Annotated in this window: 12 protein-coding genes; 7 read left to right on the top strand and 5 right to left on the bottom strand. The window is 74.5% G+C overall.

The annotated features are described in order from the left end of the window. The first annotated feature begins 80 nt into the window (after positions 1-80). The 3 genes from IE321_RS15395 (at position 81) to IE321_RS15385 (ending at position 5702) form a co-directional block, all read left to right on the top strand. Positions 81-539: a GNAT family N-acetyltransferase gene (locus IE321_RS15395; RefSeq protein WP_190223302.1), complete on the top strand. Its 459-nt coding sequence runs from the start codon at positions 81-83 to the stop codon at positions 537-539. Then, positions 536-1843 (top strand): MFS transporter, encoded by a 1308-nt coding sequence (locus IE321_RS15390; protein WP_190223301.1) that lies wholly within the window; start codon positions 536-538, stop codon positions 1841-1843. Before IE321_RS15395 ends, IE321_RS15390 begins: the two co-directional genes overlap by 4 nt. A gap of 181 nt (positions 1844-2024) precedes the next feature. Next, positions 2025-5702: a S8 family serine peptidase gene (locus IE321_RS15385; protein WP_190223300.1), complete on the top strand. Its 3678-nt coding sequence runs from the start codon at positions 2025-2027 to the stop codon at positions 5700-5702. A gap of 57 nt (positions 5703-5759) precedes the next feature. Here the strand turns inward: IE321_RS15385 and IE321_RS15380 are convergent, their stop codons facing one another. The 4 genes from IE321_RS15380 to IE321_RS15365 all read right to left on the bottom strand — a co-directional run bounded on the left by IE321_RS15380 (position 5760) and on the right by IE321_RS15365 (position 11230). Beyond that, a complete protein-coding gene (locus IE321_RS15380; protein ID WP_190223299.1) occupies positions 5760-7250 on the bottom strand; it encodes an acyl-CoA synthetase in 1491 nt (496 codons plus the stop codon). A 60-nt stretch (positions 7251-7310) separates the two neighbouring features. Then, entirely contained in the window at positions 7311-8495 is a 1185-nt protein-coding gene (locus tag IE321_RS15375; protein WP_226651899.1) for a nitrate/nitrite transporter, read from the bottom strand. Between the two features lie 158 nt (positions 8496-8653). After that, on the bottom strand, positions 8654-10075 hold the full coding sequence (locus IE321_RS15370; protein WP_372470222.1) for a sensor histidine kinase: 1422 nt from the start codon (positions 10073-10075) through the stop codon (positions 8654-8656). A 39-nt stretch (positions 10076-10114) separates the two neighbouring features. Then, the gene (locus IE321_RS15365; protein WP_226651643.1) at positions 10115-11230 is read right to left on the bottom strand and encodes a rod shape-determining protein; all 1116 of its coding nucleotides are present in this window, start codon (positions 11228-11230) and stop codon (positions 10115-10117) included. A gap of 319 nt (positions 11231-11549) precedes the next feature. On the opposite strand from IE321_RS15365, the gene IE321_RS15360 reads away from it, so the two are divergent. Continuing rightward, positions 11550-12620 carry an SCO2400 family protein gene (locus IE321_RS15360; protein WP_190223331.1) on the top strand — a complete coding sequence of 357 codons (1071 nt, stop codon included), beginning with the start codon at positions 11550-11552 and terminating at the stop codon, positions 12618-12620. A gap of 10 nt (positions 12621-12630) precedes the next feature. Here the strand turns inward: IE321_RS15360 and IE321_RS15355 are convergent, their stop codons facing one another. After that, complete coding sequence (locus IE321_RS15355; RefSeq protein WP_043226341.1) at positions 12631-13068, bottom strand: MarR family winged helix-turn-helix transcriptional regulator; 438 nt, start codon at positions 13066-13068, stop codon at positions 12631-12633. A 98-nt stretch (positions 13069-13166) separates the two neighbouring features. Between IE321_RS15355 and IE321_RS15350 the strand changes: the two genes are divergently transcribed. The 3 genes from IE321_RS15350 (at position 13167) to IE321_RS15340 (ending at position 15591) form a co-directional block, all read left to right on the top strand. Then, positions 13167-14186 carry an NADP-dependent oxidoreductase gene (locus IE321_RS15350; protein ID WP_043226282.1) on the top strand — a complete coding sequence of 340 codons (1020 nt, stop codon included), beginning with the start codon at positions 13167-13169 and terminating at the stop codon, positions 14184-14186. A gap of 64 nt (positions 14187-14250) precedes the next feature. Continuing rightward, positions 14251-14673, top strand: a complete 423-nt coding sequence (locus IE321_RS15345; RefSeq protein WP_043226283.1) for an organic hydroperoxide resistance protein — start codon at positions 14251-14253, stop codon at positions 14671-14673. Between the two features lie 108 nt (positions 14674-14781). Next, on the top strand, positions 14782-15591 hold the full coding sequence (locus IE321_RS15340; RefSeq protein ID WP_043226286.1) for an EI24 domain-containing protein: 810 nt from the start codon (positions 14782-14784) through the stop codon (positions 15589-15591). Positions 15592-15612 lie beyond the last annotated feature (21 nt).

Here is a 15612-nt window from a genome sequence, read left to right as displayed (position 1 = left end):
CCCGCCCCCACCGGGCGGGGTGCTCGGGGGCCCCAGGAAATGTAAGGGCCGGATCCAGAAGCCGGTCCTATACTTCGCCCATGCCCGAGATCACCATCCGCCGCGCCACCGCCGCCGACTCCAGACGGCTGACCCGGCTCGTCCGGGGCTCCTCCGCCTACCAGGGGCCGTACGCCGTCATGGTCGACGGCTACCGGGTCGGCGGCGCCTACATCGAGCACCACCCGGTCCACGTCGCCGTCGACGCCGACGACCGCGTCCTCGGCTTCTACGCGCTGCTGCTCGACGAGGCCGAGCTCGACCTGGCCTTCGTCGCCGACAGCGCCCAGGGGCTCGGCATCGGACGCCGGCTGATCGAGCACATGACCGGCGAGGCCCGCGCCGCCGGGCTCGCCGCCGTCCGGGTCGTCGCCCACCCGCCCGCCGAGGAGTTCTACCTGCGCACCGGCGCCCGCCGCACCGGCACCGTCGCCGCCACGGGCCGCGTCCACTGGGACCGCCCCGAGCTGAGCTACGACCTCGCCGCGGCCACCGCGTGAGCGCCGTCCAGCCCTCGCAGAAGCCGCGCGAGGAGGAGAAGCGGCGGATCTTCGCCGACCTCACCCCGCTGCGCACCTCCGCCGACTACCGCCGCCTCTGGTTCGGGAACACCGTCTCCTGGGTCGGCCAGGGCATGACCGCCCTGGCGATCTCCCTCCAGGTGTACGACATCACCGGCTCGGCCTTCTCGGTGGGCCTCGTCGGCCTCTGCTCCCTCGTCCCGCTCGTCGTCTTCGGCCTGTACGGCGGGGCGATCGCCGACACCGTCGACCGGCGCGCCCTCGGACTCGTCGGCGCGACCGGCTCCGCGATCCTCTCCGCCGGGCTCGCCGCCGCCGCCTTCGCCGGCTTCCACCGCGTCTGGTTCCTCTACGCGATCGTCGCCCTCCAGGCCGTCTGCAACGCCCTCAACTCGCCCGCCCGCAGCGCGATGATCCCCCGTCTCATCCCGCCGGAGCAGCTGCGCGCCGCCAACGCGCTGAACTCGATGGTGATGACCTTCGGCACCCTCGTCGGGCCCAGTCTCGGCGGCGTGATCGTGGGCTTCGCCGGCTACCAGACGGCCTACACCATCGACGCCGTCGCCTTCTCCGCGAGCCTGTACGCGATGTGGCGGCTGCCCTCCATGCCGCCCGAGCGCGGCGGGACCGAGGGAGGCTCCTCCGCCCGGGGGAAGCCGAGAGGCCGGGAGCGGGCCTCCGTCCTCGACGGGCTGCGCTTCCTCGGAACCCGGCCCAACCTGCGCGCCACCTTCGTCTCCGACCTCTTCGCGATGATCCTCGCCCAGCCGAAGGCGCTCTTCCCGGCCGTCGCCGCCCTCTGGTTCGGCGGCGACGCCAGGACCACCGGACTCCTCGTCGCCGCGCCCGCCTTCGGCGCGCTGCTCGGCGGGGTGGTCTCCGGCTGGCAGGGCCGGATCCGTCACCACGGGCAGGCCATCCTCATCGCCGTCGCCGCCTGGGGCCTCGCGATCGCCGCCTTCGGACTCAGCCGCAACCTGTGGATCGGACTGCTCTGCCTCGCCGCCGCCGGCTTCGCCGACACCTCGTCGATGATCTTCCGGAACACGATGATGCAGGTCGCCGCCCCCGACGAGATGCGCGGCCGGCTCCAGGGCGTCTTCATCGTGGTCGTCGCGGGCGGGCCCCGGCTCGGAGACTTCGTGGCCGGCTCCGTCGCCGACCTCACCTCGCCGGTGGTCGCCATCACCGGCGGCGGGCTCCTCTGCGTCCTCGCCGTCGGGGTGTTCGCCCTGTACGCACGCGGTTTCCGGCGGTACGACGCGCTCGACCCGACCCCCTGAGACGGGTTTCCGGAGCATCCCGGACACGCCCGGACCGACCCGTTGTCGCCCCTCTGGCGGTTGGCCGCCACGGCACATAGCCGCCAGCCGGGACAGGGGTCAACTCCCGTCCCAGGGATCAGACTCCTCGCGGATCCGTCACTCCACACCCCCGAACCACGGGTCCGCGAGGAGTCGTTCGATGACCGCACCGCTGACCAGAGGAAGGGCCGGGCTGATCGCCGCCGGCGTCTCCCTCGTGATGCTCTCGGCCGGGCAGACCGCCGCCGCGCCGGGCACCACGGCCGCCGCCGTGCCCGACACCTTCAAGGGGCCGGCCGCGTCCGCCACCGTCACCCTCGTCACCGGCGACCGGGTCACCCTCACCGGCCTCGGCGACGGACGGCAGACCGTTACCGTCGACCGCGCGAAGGGAGCCACCGGAGCCGTCCGCACCCAGGTCACCGACGGCCGGGTCACCGTCGTCCCCGACGAGGCCCGCCGCCACCTCGACTCCGGCGCCCTCGACCCGCGCCTCTTCGACGTCACCGGCCTCGTCGAGCAGGGCCTCACCGGCGAACTCCCGCTGATCGTCACGTACGGCGCGAAGAACGCCCGCGCCGCGCTCGGCGCCCCGCGCGGCACCGAGACCGTCCGCGCGCTGCCCAGCGTCGGCGGCGTCGCCGTCACCGCGACCGACCCGGCCGCCTTCTGGCAGTCCTTCACCGGGCAGGCCGGCGCCCGCGCCGCCGCCCCCGCCAAGGTGTGGCTCGACGCCCGGGTGAAGGCCGCCATGGCCGACTCCAACGCCCAGATCGGCACCCCGAAGGCGTGGGAGGCCGGGCTCACCGGCAAGGGCGTCAAGGTCGCCGTCCTCGACACCGGCGTCGACGCCTCCCACCCCGACCTCGCGGGCCGCGTCAGCGAGTCGAAGTCCTTCATCGCGGGTGAGGAGGTCGCGGACCGCAACGGGCACGGCACCCACGTCGCCTCCACCGTCGGCGGCAGCGGCGCCGGCTCCGACGGCAAGGAGAAGGGCGTCGCCCCCGGCGCCACCCTCGCCGTCGGCAAGGTCCTCAGCGACGAGGGCTACGGCACCGAGTCGGAGATCATCGCCGGCATGGAATGGGCCGCCAAGGACGTCGACGCGAAGATCGTGTCGATGAGCCTCGGCTCCCAGGAGGGCAGCGACGGCACCGACCCGATGGCCCAGGCCGTGAACACCCTCTCGGCCGAGACCGGCGCCCTCTTCGTCATCGCCGCGGGCAACTCCGGCGCCCCCGGCAGCATCGGCTCGCCCGGCGCCGCCGACTCCGCGCTCACCGTCGGCGCCGTCGACTCCGACGACGAGGCCGCCTACTTCACCAGCCAGGGCCCCCGCTACCGCGACCAGGCCCTCAAGCCGGACCTCGCCGCGCCCGGCGTCGGCATCCTCGCCGCCCGCTCCCAGCTCACCGCGGGCACCGGTCTCTACACCTCGATGAACGGCACCTCCATGGCGACCCCGCACGTCGCCGGAGTCGCCGCGCTGCTCGCCGAGAAGCACCCCGACTGGACCGGCGCCCGCCTCAAGGACGCCCTCATGTCCAGCTCCAAGACGCTCGACGCCTCCGCCTACGCCCTCGGCTCGGGCCGCGTCGACGTCGGCGCCGCCATCGCCGCGGACGTCACCGCCACCGGCTCCGCCGACCTCGGCTTCTTCTCCTGGCCCTACGAGGCCAACGAGCCCGTCACCCGGACCGTCACCTACACCAACGCCTCCGACGCCCCCGTCGAGCTCGCGCTCGCCGTCGAGGGCATGCCGGCCGGCACCACCACCCTCGCCGACACCACCCTCACCGTCCCCGCGCACGGCACGGCGAGCACCACCGTCACCGGCGACGGCACCGGCGCCCCGGTCGGCACCGCCTCCGGCCGGATCACCGCCACCGCCGCCGGCGCCCCGGTCGCCCACACCGCCCTCGGCCTGGTCAAGGAGGAGGAGCGCTACACCCTCACCGTCCACGTCAAGGACCGCGACGGCGCCCCCGCCGCCGCCGGCCTCGGCCTGCGGAACCTCGCCCCGGGCCAGGACCCCTTCCCGGCCTCCGTCGGCGAGTCCGGCACCGTCGAGCTGCGCCTCAAGCCCGGCACGTACACCGTCGACACCTTCCTCGACGTGCGGGGCTCCAAGGGCGCCGACTCCCTCGGCCTCGGCTTCATGACCGCCCCCGAGGTCGTCCTCGACCGCGACCGCGAGATCACCCTCGACGGGCGGCAGCTGCGCGAGATACGCGCCGAGGTCGACAGGCGCACCGAGAGCCGCCAGCTCCTCATGGAGTACGACCGCAAGGCGAACGGCGTCTCCTACACCGACATCGTGCAGGTGCCGCCGGCCTACGACTCGCTCTTCGCCGCGCCCACCGCGCCCGTCACGAACGGCACCTTCGAGTACCGCACGGTCTGGCGGCTCGGCAAGCCCGTCCTGGAGGCGAGCGTCGACGGCGTCCGCCTCTCCGACCTGCGCGCCCAGGCCGGCGCCACCCTCCTGGAGGGCCGCCACCGCCTCGGCCTCGTCGACGCGGGCACCGGCACCCCGGCCGAGTACGCGGGCAAGGACGTCACCGGCAAGGCCGTCCTCGTCCGCCTCGCCCCCGGCGCCGACCCGGCGGCGGTGGCCCAGGCCGCCCAGGACGCCGGCGCCCGGGCGCTGTTCGTCACCGACGACGCCGCCGGCCGGCTGATGAAGTGGTTCGGCACCGCCGACTACGAGGACCGGCCGCTCGCCGTCGCCACCGTGAACCGCGCCGACGCCGCCCGCCTCGCCGCCGGCGCCGCCCGCGGCCAGCGCCTCGACCTCACCGGCACCCGCTTCACCCCGTACGTCTACGACCTCTCCGAGGGTCACCCCGGCCGCATCGGCACCGACCTCGTCTACCGCCCCGGTGCGCGGGACCTCGCCACCGTCCGCTCCGCCTTCCACGCCCCGACCGGGCGGAAGGAACTGGGCGGCGAGTTCCGCTACTCCCTCACCGACACCTTCCCGATCGGCGTCGGCTTCAAGGAGTGGATCGGCTTCCCGGCCGAGCGCACCGAGTACGTCTCCACCGGCGCCGGCCAGCAGTGGCACGAGTCCGTCGACCTCGGCGAGTCCCTGGAGCAGCGCGGCGGCCGTTCCGTCTACCGCGGCGGCTCCGTCACCCGGACCGACTGGTTCGGCCCGGTCTGGCACCCCTGGCTCGGCACCGGCCTCGGCTGGGGCCAGGAGCGGAGCGGCAACGACCTGCGCTTCAACACCCCCGGCTGGGGCGACTCCGGCACCGACCACACCGGCTTCGGCGACGTGTGGAACGACGACACCATGAGCCAGTACACCGAGGTGTTCGTGGACGGCGTCTCCCAGGGGCGCAAGACGAGCTCCGGCTACAACCTCTGGGACGCGCCCGCCGGGGAGGCCACGTACAAGGTCGTCACCGAGACCGCCCTCGACCCGGCCCGCTGGCGGCTCGGCGCCAAGGGACGCTCCGAGTGGACCGTCCGCTCCGCCGAGACCCCTGGGGACCGGTACACCTTCCTGCCGATGCTCAACCTCGGCTTCGACCTCGACACCGACCTGTACGGCGACGTCCGGGCCGGCGCCCGGATCCCGGTCGGCATCTCCGCCTCGTACGTGGAGGGCGCCACCGGCACCGGCAGCCTCGTCTCCGGCAGCCTGGAGGTCTCCTACGACGACGGCGCCACCTGGCGGAAGGTGACCCTCCGCAAGGGGCGCGGCGACTCCTGGACCGGTGAGCTGCGGATCCCGCACGGCGCCGCGGCGGTCTCGCTGCGCGCCGGGGCCACCGACGACCGGGGCGGCTCCGTCACGCAGGAGCTGATCCACGCGGTGGGCGTGAGGTAACGCCCCCTCCCCGCCACGGGGCCGGGTTCCCGCACGGGAACCCGGCCCCGTGCCGTCTCACCCCCGCGGCAGCCGCTTCTTCAGGACCTTGCCCAGGTCGTTGCGGGGGAGCTCGTCCAGCAGCCGGACCGTCCGGGGCCGCTTGTGCGGGGCGAGCAGCCGGGCCACGTGATCGGCCAGCTCCCCGTCGGCCGGCGGGTCCGACGGGTCGGCCGGCACCACCCAGGCCACGATCCGCTCGCCCAGATCGGGGTCGGGCTCCCCGGTGACGGCGGCCTCCCGCACCCCCGGGTGGTCGAGCAGGGCGTTCTCGATCTCGCCCGCCCCGATCTTGTACCCGCCGCTCTTGATCAGGTCGGTGGCCTTGCGGCCCACCAGCCGGATCGCTCCGTCGGACTCCCGCACCGCCATGTCCCCGGTGCGGAACCAGCCGCCGGCCGGGCCCCCGTCGAACGCCTCCGCCGTCGCCTCCGGCCGGTTCAGATAGCCGGAGAAGAGGTTCGGGCCGCGCACCTGCACCTCGCCGACCGTCTCCCCGTCGGAGGCGTCCAGGACCGAGCCGTCCTCCTCCACCAGCCGCACCTCCACGCCCGGCAGCGGCGTCCCCACCGTCCCCGGGCGCGGCGGGCCGCCCGGCCGCACGCTGGTGTTCATCAGCGTCTCGCTCATGCCGTACCGCTCCACCACCGTCCGGCCCGTCGCCGCCGCGATCCGCTCGTGGTCGTGCACCGGCAGCGCCGCCGACCCCGAGACCAGCAGCCGCGCCCCCGCCATGGCCCCGGCCAGCGCCGGGTCGTCGGGGAGGGCGTCGGCCAGCCGGTGGTACATGGTGGGGACGCCGAAGAGCATCGTGCCGCCGCTGCCCAGCTCCCGGGCGACCCCCTCCGCCGAGAAGGCGCCCAGGTGCCGGACCTCGCCGCCGCGCCGCAGCGGCCCCAGGATCCCGAGGACCAGGCCGTGCACGTGGAACAGCGGCAGCCCGTGCACCAGGACGTCGTCCGCGGTCCAGGACCACGCCTCGGCGAGCGCGTCGAGGGAGGCGGCGACCGCCCGGCGGGAGAGCAGCACGCCCTTCGGGGGGCCGGTGGTGCCGGAGGTGTAGACGATCAGGGCGGTGGACTCGGGGTCGACCGGCCCGGGGCCGTCCGCGACCGCCGCCGGGACCGGCGTGAAGCTCTCCACGCGGGTCGGCACGTCGAGCCGGGGCAGCCCCGTGACCGTCGGCGGCAGCTCGTCCCCGGCGCCCGCGAGGAGCAGGACGGGCTCGCTGTCCGCGAGGATGTGCGCCAGCTCCCGCTCCCCGGTCCGCGGGTTGAGCGGGACGACGGGCACGCCCGCGAGCAGCGCCCCCACCACCGCGACGGCCGTCCGGGCGGTCGGCGTGGCCCAGACCGCGACCCGGGCCGCCCCGGCGAGCCGGACGGCCAGGTCCCCGGCGGCCCGGGCCAGTTCCCCGTACGTCAGGGTCTCCGCCGTCGCGGGGGCCGCGCCGAAACGCAGCGCGACGCGGTCGGCACGGCCTCTCAGGGCGGGGAAGAGCGCATTCACCGGTCGTACTCCTCGGATCGCTTCGGAATCGCGGCTGCCGAGGGGCATTCTGCCGGGCCGTCAGGGCCTCGCGGCCGTGACCTTCGTCGTCCCGGGTGCCTCCTCGTCGCCGCTCGGCCGGATCCCGCGCATCCGCCCGTACGCGTACACACAGCCGGCCAGCGCCAGGTCGGAGAGGAGCATGAAGCCGATCGAGTACGAGTCCTTGGCGCTGTAGATCGCGCCCATGACCAGCGGTGGGACGAAGCCGCCGAGGCCGCCCATCGCACCGACGATGCCGGTCACGGACCCCACCTTGGCCTGGGGAGTGACCTGGGAGACCAGCGCGAAGACCGAACCGCTCGCGGTGCCGAGCCCGGCCGCCATGATCAGCAGGGCGATCGTGCCGCCCGGGTTCAGCTTCGGGTCGAAGGCCTGGACGATCGCGAGGAGGGCGACGACGCCGAGCGCCCAGGAGGTGACGACCGCCGGGTGGACGCGGTCCGACAGCCAGCCGCCGAGCGGCCGGAAGACGACGGTGACCGCCGCGAACCCGGCCGCCTTGGTGCCCGCGTCGGTGGGGTCCAGCTCGTACCAGGTCTTCAGGTACGTCGGCAGGTAGACGCCGAAGGCCACGATGCCGCCGAAGCCGATCGCGTACAGCGCCGACAGCTCCCAGGTCACCCGCAGCCGGCCCGCGGCGGCCAGCCGGGTCCCCAGCGAGGCCGTCGGCACCGGCCGGTCCGGCCGGTCGGTGATGAGGGCGGCGGCGAGGACCGCGTACACGGCGAGCGCGATCGCCACGACGACGAACGGCAGGTTCTCGCCGTGCTTGGCGATCCGGGGCGTGAAGTAGCCGGAGAGCGCCACGCCGCCCATGCCCATGCCGAAGACGCCGAGCGCCAGGCCCCGCTTCTCCGGCGGGAACCAGGAGTTGACCAGCGGGATGCCGATCGCGAAGGTCGTGCCGCCGAGACCGAGGAGGAAGCCCACCACGATCATCAGGCCGTAGGAGTCCTTCACCACGATCAGCAGCAGCACCGGGATGATCGTCAGCGCGGAGACGAGCGGGAACATCAGCTTCGCGCCGTACCTGTCGGTCAGCGCGCCGGCCGGGATGCGGCCCAGCGAGCCGACCAGCACCGGCACGGCGACGAGGAAGGACTGCTGGAACGAGCTGAGGCCCAGGTGCTCGCCGTACCAGCTGCCGAGAGGCGCGATCAGGTTCCACGCCCAGAAGGTGAGCGTGAAGCCGATGGTGGCCATCGCCAGGTTGCGGTAGGCCGCGGCGGTCGGGGACTTGGCGTCGGAGTTCACGCCTCCAGTCAAGATCCGGCGGGGGAGCCGGGCGCGCGGGAGTGCTCCGTACGGGGGAGTCCCGGGACGGAGGGGTGGCCCGGGGGAGGTCGGGTGGGCGGCGCGCCCTACGGCCAGGTCACCGTCGTCGGCGGGGTGCCGTCGTCCTCGACGCGCAGCCAGGCGCCCTCGTCGCCGACGCCGACGTCCACCTGGATCCGGCCGACCGCGGACCGCCGGTGGGCCGCCGCGAGGGCGCCCCGCAGCGCGGCGAGCAGCTTCCGCGCCTCCGGTTCCTCCACGAGCGTGTCCACCGCGCCGGTGAAGCGCACCGAGGGCTGGAAGCCGAGCAGCACCCCCGCCCCGCCGGTCTCGCGCAGCACCCGCCCCCGGAAGGTCGTCGGCGCCTCGGCCGGCGGCTGCTGGAGGGCGAAGATCGTCGTCCGCACCTCCTGGATCGTGGAGTCCAGCTCGTCCACCGCCCTGCCCAGCAGCTCGTCCTCCTCGGACGAGCCCCCGGCGCGGCGGCGGGTCGACTCCAGCATCATCTCGGTGGCGAACAGCCGCTGGACCACCAGGTCGTGCAGGTCGCGGGCGATCCGGTCGCGGTCCTCGAAGACCGCGAGCCGCTCCCGGTCGTGCCGCGCGTCCGCCAGGACCAGCGCGAGCGCCGCCTGCGAGGCGAACTGCGAGGCGAGCAGCCGGTCCACCGCCGAGTAGGGGTCGGCGCCCCGGTGGCGGGGGAGGGCCAGGGTGCCGATCAGCCGCCCGCCGCTGCGCAGCGGCAGCATCATCGACGGGCCGAAGCGGGAGCGGACCGGCGTGGTCATCCGCGGGTCGGTGGAGGAGTCCTCGATGAAGACCGGCTCCCCGCCGAGCAGGTGGACCAGGACGGCGGAGCCGGGCCGGATGGTGGTGCCGACCAGCTCGCCGGGGTCCTCGGTGGTGGAGGCCGTGACGATCTCCATCCCGCCCTCGGGGGTGGGCTGGAGGATCACGCCGGCCGCCGCGTCGGCGAGGATCCTGGCCTGTTCGGCGACGGTCATCAGGGCGTCCTCGGCGGACTCGCCGGTGAGCAGGGCGGTGGTGACGGCGGCCGCGCCCTCGATCCACCGCTCGCGCTGCCGGGCCGTCTCGTAGAGCCGGGCGTTGCCGATGGCGATGCCGGCCTGGGCGGCGAGCACCCGCAGCAGGGCCAGGTCCTCCTCGGTGAAGCCGCCCGGCTTCCCGGTGAGGTGGAGGTTGCCGAAGATCTGGGTGTGCACGCGGACGGGGACGCCGAGGCCGCCGTCGCCGTCCCGGGGGAGCGGGCCGACGCGGGCCCGCTCCTCCTCGGTCATGCCGGTGGTGAAGAGCCCGGTGAGCCGGGGGCGCTCGGGATCGACGATCCCGAGCGCCCCGTGGCGGGCGCCGACCAGTTCGGTCGCGGAGTCGACGAGGTGCTGGAGCGTGGCGCGGAGTTCGAGGTCCGTGCCGACGCCGAGGACGGCTTCGAGCAGCATGGGCAGCCGGGCCCGCTCCGCTTCCTCGTCCTCAGCCATGATCACCATGGTCTCATCCACGTACGAATCGGGTGATGTCGGGATTGGTCACTCCGTCAGGTCGTCGGCGTACGCGTGGTCGCGGTCCCGCCCGCGGTCGTCGTCCCGGTCGTCGGCCAGGCCGCGGTGGTCGCCCAGCGGGTCGAGGATCATCGGCTGGACCTTGCCCTCCAGCATCGCGCCGAGGCCCAGCACGGCGCAGACGTCCGGGCGTTCGGCGATGTGCACCGGCATCCCGGTGGCGTCCCGCAGCATCTGGTCGAGGCCCGGGAGCAGGGCGCTGCCGCCGACCATCATGATCCCGCGGTCGGCGAGGTCGGCCACGAGGTCCGGCGGGCAGTCCCGCAGCACCTTCCCGATGCCGTCGAGCACCGCCGTCAGCGGGGTGTGGATCGCCTCGCGCACGGCGGCCGTGTCGACGGTGACCGAGCGGGCCAGGCCGGTGGCCACGTCCCGGCCGTGGATCTCGGTGGAGGCCGGGCCGTGCGGGGTCAGCCCGTTGCCGCTCAGCGCGAGCTGGAGGGGGCGCACCGACTGGCTCGGCAGCATCAGCTCGTGGTGGTGGCGCAGGTGCTGGATGATCGCGTGGTCGATGGCGTCGCCGCCGACCGGGATCCGCTCGGCCGTCACGATCGCGCCGAGCGAGAGCACCGCGACCTGGGTGGTCGCCGCCCCGCACACCATGATCATGGTCGCGGTGGGCTGTTCGACCGGCAGGCCGCAGCCCACGGCCGCCGCGATGAGCGTGTCCACCAGCTCGACCCGCCGCGCCCCGAGCCCCACCAGGGTCTCCACGGCGGCGCGCTGGGCGAGCGGGTCGCTGTCGTGCGGGGTGCAGGCGGCGGCGCGCAGCCGGGGCTTGCGGCGGAGCTGGCGGCGCAGCTTCTCGCCGAGCAGGTGGCGGAGCATCCGCTGGGCCATCTCGATGTCGACGACCGTGCCGCCGGAGACCGGGCGCACGACCCGGATGTAGTCGGGGGTGCGGCCGGTCATCTTCTCGGCGAGCGCGCCGACCGCGATCAGCGCTCCGGTGCGGGTGTTGACGGCGGCGACGCTCGGCTCGTCGACGACGAGCCCGGCTCCCTTGACGAAGACCCGGGTGCGGGCGGCGCCCAGGTCGACGGCGACATGGCAACGGCGCAGTTGCTCCAGGCTGACGGTCACGGCGGATCCTCCGGGGTGCGGTGCTGACACGGGCGAGGTGTCGCGGTTGGGGTTTCCTGATGGCATCGTGCGACCGCCGGGCCCGCCGCGCGCGTTGGGCTGCGCCGCCCGGGGCCCGGTGCGGGACGGGCGGTACGGCGCCGGGCGGGGCCCCGGTCCGGCCCGGACCCGGTGGCGGGCGTCGCCCCGGAGCCCGCCGGCCCGGGGGAGGCGAACCGGGAGAATCGTGGCGCCACGGCGTTCACCTGCGGTTTCCTCACAAGATCCTCACGTCCTCGTCTCCCCGGGGCCGCGCCGGGCGTCCTAGCCTGCGAGCCCCATGGACTACTGCCACGCGTGCCGGCGGCATCTCAACGGGGCCCTCGCCTGTGCCGGGTGCGGGACTCCCGTCGAGCGGCTGCGGTACGACACCCCCCACGCCCCGCCTCCCGCCGCGCCTCACGAGGGCGCCGAGGCACCGGAGCCGTACCCGACCGGACCGTCGTACGCGACGGACCCGTACGCGGACCCCTACGCGGCGGACCCGTACCCGCCGGAGCCGTACCCCGCGTCCTACGGATCCGGCACCGAGCAGTACGCGCCCGCGTCCCATGGATCCGGCACAGAGTCGTACCCGCCCGCGTCCCAGGAGCCGGAGGCGGGCGCGCCCCTGGCTCCCGAGCACGTCTACGAGCTGGACCTGGTGGTGCCGCCGCCGAGACCGGCCGGGCGGGCGGCGGGCCGTGCCGCCGCGCGCCGCCGGAAGCGGGGCCGCGGCGGCCGCGCCGGGCGCGGCCGGGCGGTCGCGCTGAGCGCGCTGGGGCTGGTCCTGGCGGCCGGGTCGCTGGGACTGGCGAAGGCGGCGTTCGACGAGCCGGAGGAGAAGGGCCCCGCGAACGCGGTGGAGGAGCTGGAGGTCACCGAGGCCCCGCTGCCGCCCGCGCTGCCGACCCGGAGCCCGGGCGGCGCCGCGACCCGGGACGGCGACCGGGCGGACGAGGGCTCCACGGGCCCGGCCACGCCCACCGGCCGCCCGCGCCGGATCAGCACGCGCGCCGGCGGCGCCGGCACGGGCGCCTTGACCGCCTCCGTCCCGGGCCGGGGCTCCGGCGGAACGGGTACGGGAACGGGCTCGGGTGCGGGATCCGGTACGGGGACGGGGACGGGCACCGCGCCCACCGGACGTCCGGCCACCACGGCCCCCTCCTCCCCGGCGCCGACCGCGCCCGAGGTCACCGCCGGACCGCAGGGCGAGGGGCCCGGCCCCACGCCGAGCGCCTCCGGCTCGCCCACCGCCCCGCCCTCGGGCGGCGCGAGCCCGTCCGCCCCGTCGACCCCCCGGCCGACCACGGCGACGCCCACCCCCGAACCCTCGGAGACCTGCACCCCCTTCCTGTGGTGGTGCGTCTAGCCGGGCGCCGTCAGGCCGTCGGCTCCGCGCCGAGCATCCGGCGCAGCAGGTCCCGCAGGAGGGTGCGCTCGACGTCGGTCAGGCCGCCGAGCGGCTCGCGCGCGAAGTGCAGCGCGTCGCGCAGGCGGCGGGCGGTGTCCCGGCCCTCGTCGGTGGGCGCGGCCAGCTTCACCCGGCGGTCGGCCGGGTCGGGGCGCCGCTCGACCAGGCCCCGGGACTCCAGGCGGTCGATGATCCCCGTGACGTTGGAGGGCTCGCACTTGAGCTTCTCGGCGATCTTCCGCATCGGCGTGGGCTCCAGGGCGAGCAGCCCGAGGACGCGGGCCTGCGCCCCGGTGAGCGCGTGGGCGGCGGCGGCCTCCTCGTACTCCTGGTGGTAGCGCGCCACGACCGTGCCGATGAGCTCGACGACTTCGAGGGTCACGGGGTCGCCGTGTGAGGTGGGCATGGGCACCATGCTACTCCGATGCTTGACAACATGAAATATTCAGGCGCATGGTTGTTTCACCAAGTGAAGCTTTTGCCGGAGTCCCGGAGGCCCCCCTCATGACCGCACTTCCCGCCACCAGCCGCGAATGGCACCTCGTCGCCCGTCCGCACGGCTGGCCCGCGCCCACCGACTTCGCCCTGCGCGAGGTCCCGGTCGAGGCGCCCGCCGAGGGCCGGATCCTGGTGCGGAACCTCCACTTCTCGGTCGACCCGTACATGCGCGGCCGGATGAACGACGTGAAGTCCTACGTCCCGCCGTTCAAGCTGGACCACCCCATGGACGGCGGCGCGGTCGGCGTCGTCGTGGCGTCGAACGCGGAGGGCTTCGCCGAGGGCGACCACGTCCTGCACGGCCTCGGCTGGCGCGAGTACGCCTCCGTGCCCGCCCAGCACGCCACCAAGGTGGACCCGGAGCTCGCCCCGCTCTCCACCTACCTCGGCGTCCTCGGCATGACCGGCCTGACCGCCTACGCGGGCCTCTTCGAGACCGCCTCCTTCAAGGAGGGCGACACCGTCTTCGTCTCCGGCGCGGCCGGCGCCGTCGGCAGCCAGGTGGGCCAGCTCGCCAAGCTGGGCGGCGCCGCCCGGGTGATCGGCTCGGCCGGCTCCGACGAGAAGGTGAAGTGGCTGGTCGAGGAGCTCGGCTTCGACGCCGCCTTCAACTACAGGAACGGCCCGGTCCGCGACCAGCTCCGCGAGGCCGCCCCGGACGGCATCGACGTCTACTTCGACAACGTGGGCGGCGACCACCTGGAGGCCGCGATCTCCTCGCTCAACGTGCACGGCCGCGCCGCCATCTGCGGCATGATCGCGCAGTACAACGACACCGAGCCGGTCCCCGGCCCGCGGAACATGGCGATGATCATCGGCAAGCGGCTCCGTCTCCAGGGCGTCCTGGTCGGCGACCACTACGGCCTCCAGGGCAAGTTCGTCGAGGAGGTCGGCGCCAAGCTCCGCTCCGGCGAGCTGAAGTACCGCGAGACCACCGTCGAGGGCATCGAGAACGGCGTGGACGCCTTCCTCGGTCTGCTCCGCGGTGACAACACCGGAAAGATGATCGTATCGCTCGACCGGTAGTCTGCCCTCAGCCGTCGCGATCGTGGGCGCGAGTCGAGGCGGGGAGAAGAAGGTAGAAACCAGCATGTCCATCCAGCACTCCGACGTCCTCTACACCGCCGTCGCCACCGCGGAGAACGGCCGTGACGGCCGCGTCGCGACCGACGACGGCCGGCTCGACGTCGTCGTCAACCCGCCCAAGGCCATGGGCGGCTCCGGCGACGGCACCAACCCCGAGCAGCTCTTCGCGGCCGGCTACAGCGCCTGCTTCCAGGGCGCCCTCGGCGTGGTCGCGCGGAACGAGAACGCGGACATCTCCGGCTCGACGGTCACCGCCGAGGTCGGCATCGGCAAGAACGACGACGGCTTCGGCATCATCGTCAAGATCTCGGCCACCATCCCGAACGTGGACGCCGAGACCGCCAAGAGCCTGATCGAGAAGGCCCACCAGGTCTGCCCGTACTCCAAGGCGACCCGAGGCAACATCACGGTCGAGCTCGCGGTCTGAGCCACCGGCCGGACACCACGCGGACCCGTGCGGGCCGCACCCCGACCGACCGGGGTGCGGCCCGCACGCACGTACGGAACCGGTGATCCACCCCGCTAGGCTGCGCGCATGCGCGATTTCGGGGTGGGTTTCGGTCATCTGGTCCAGGGCCAGAAGTGGGTGGCGCGGCACGGACGCCGGTTCGGCTTCGGTCTGCTGCCCGGTCTGGTGACGTTCGTCCTCTATGTGGGGGCGCTCGTGGGACTCGGCTTCGGCGCGGACGACCTGGTGGCCTGGGCGACCCCGTTCGCCGACGACTGGTCCTCCCCGTGGCTCGGCCTCTTCCGCAACGCCCTGACGGCCCTCGTCTTCGTCTTCGGGCTCTTCCTCTCGGTCATCACCTTCACCGCCGTCACCCTCCTCGTCGGCGAGCCCTTCTACGAGTCCCTCTCCGAGGACGTCGACCGCGACCAGGGCGGCGAGGTCCCCGAGTCCGGTCTGCCGCTCTGGCGCGAGCTGTGGATCTCGGCCCGCGACAGCCTGCGGCTCCTGCTCCGGGTCGCCCTCTACGGCGTGCTCCTCTTCGCCTGCGGATTCATTCCGGTGGTCGGCCAGACCGTCGTCCCCGCGCTCGGCTTCTGCGTCTCCGGCTTCTTCCTCGCCGTCGAGCTGACCGGCGTCGCCCTCCAGCGCCGGGGCGTGGAGCTCAAGGAGCGCCTGAGCCTGCTGCGCGGCCGCCGCGCCGCCGCCCTCGGCTTCGGCGTCCCCCTGATCCTCGTCTTCCTGGTCCCCTTCGTCGCCGTCTTCCTCATGCCCGGCGCGGTGGCCGGCGCCACCCTCCTCGTCCGCGACCTGCGCGGCGAGAACGCCGACGAGGAGCGGACCGAGGACGCCCCGGACGGGACGGGCCCGGGCATCCGGCCCCAGGGCGTCGCCTAGGACCTCCGGCCGGGGCGGCGG

The sequence above is a fragment of the Streptomyces hydrogenans genome, assembly GCF_014656075.1.
In the GTDB taxonomy this organism is placed as follows: domain Bacteria; phylum Actinomycetota; class Actinomycetes; order Streptomycetales; family Streptomycetaceae; genus Streptomyces; species Streptomyces hydrogenans.
The sequence above is the reverse complement of the archived record's forward strand: the minus strand, read 5'-3'. Positions and strand labels throughout refer to the sequence as shown.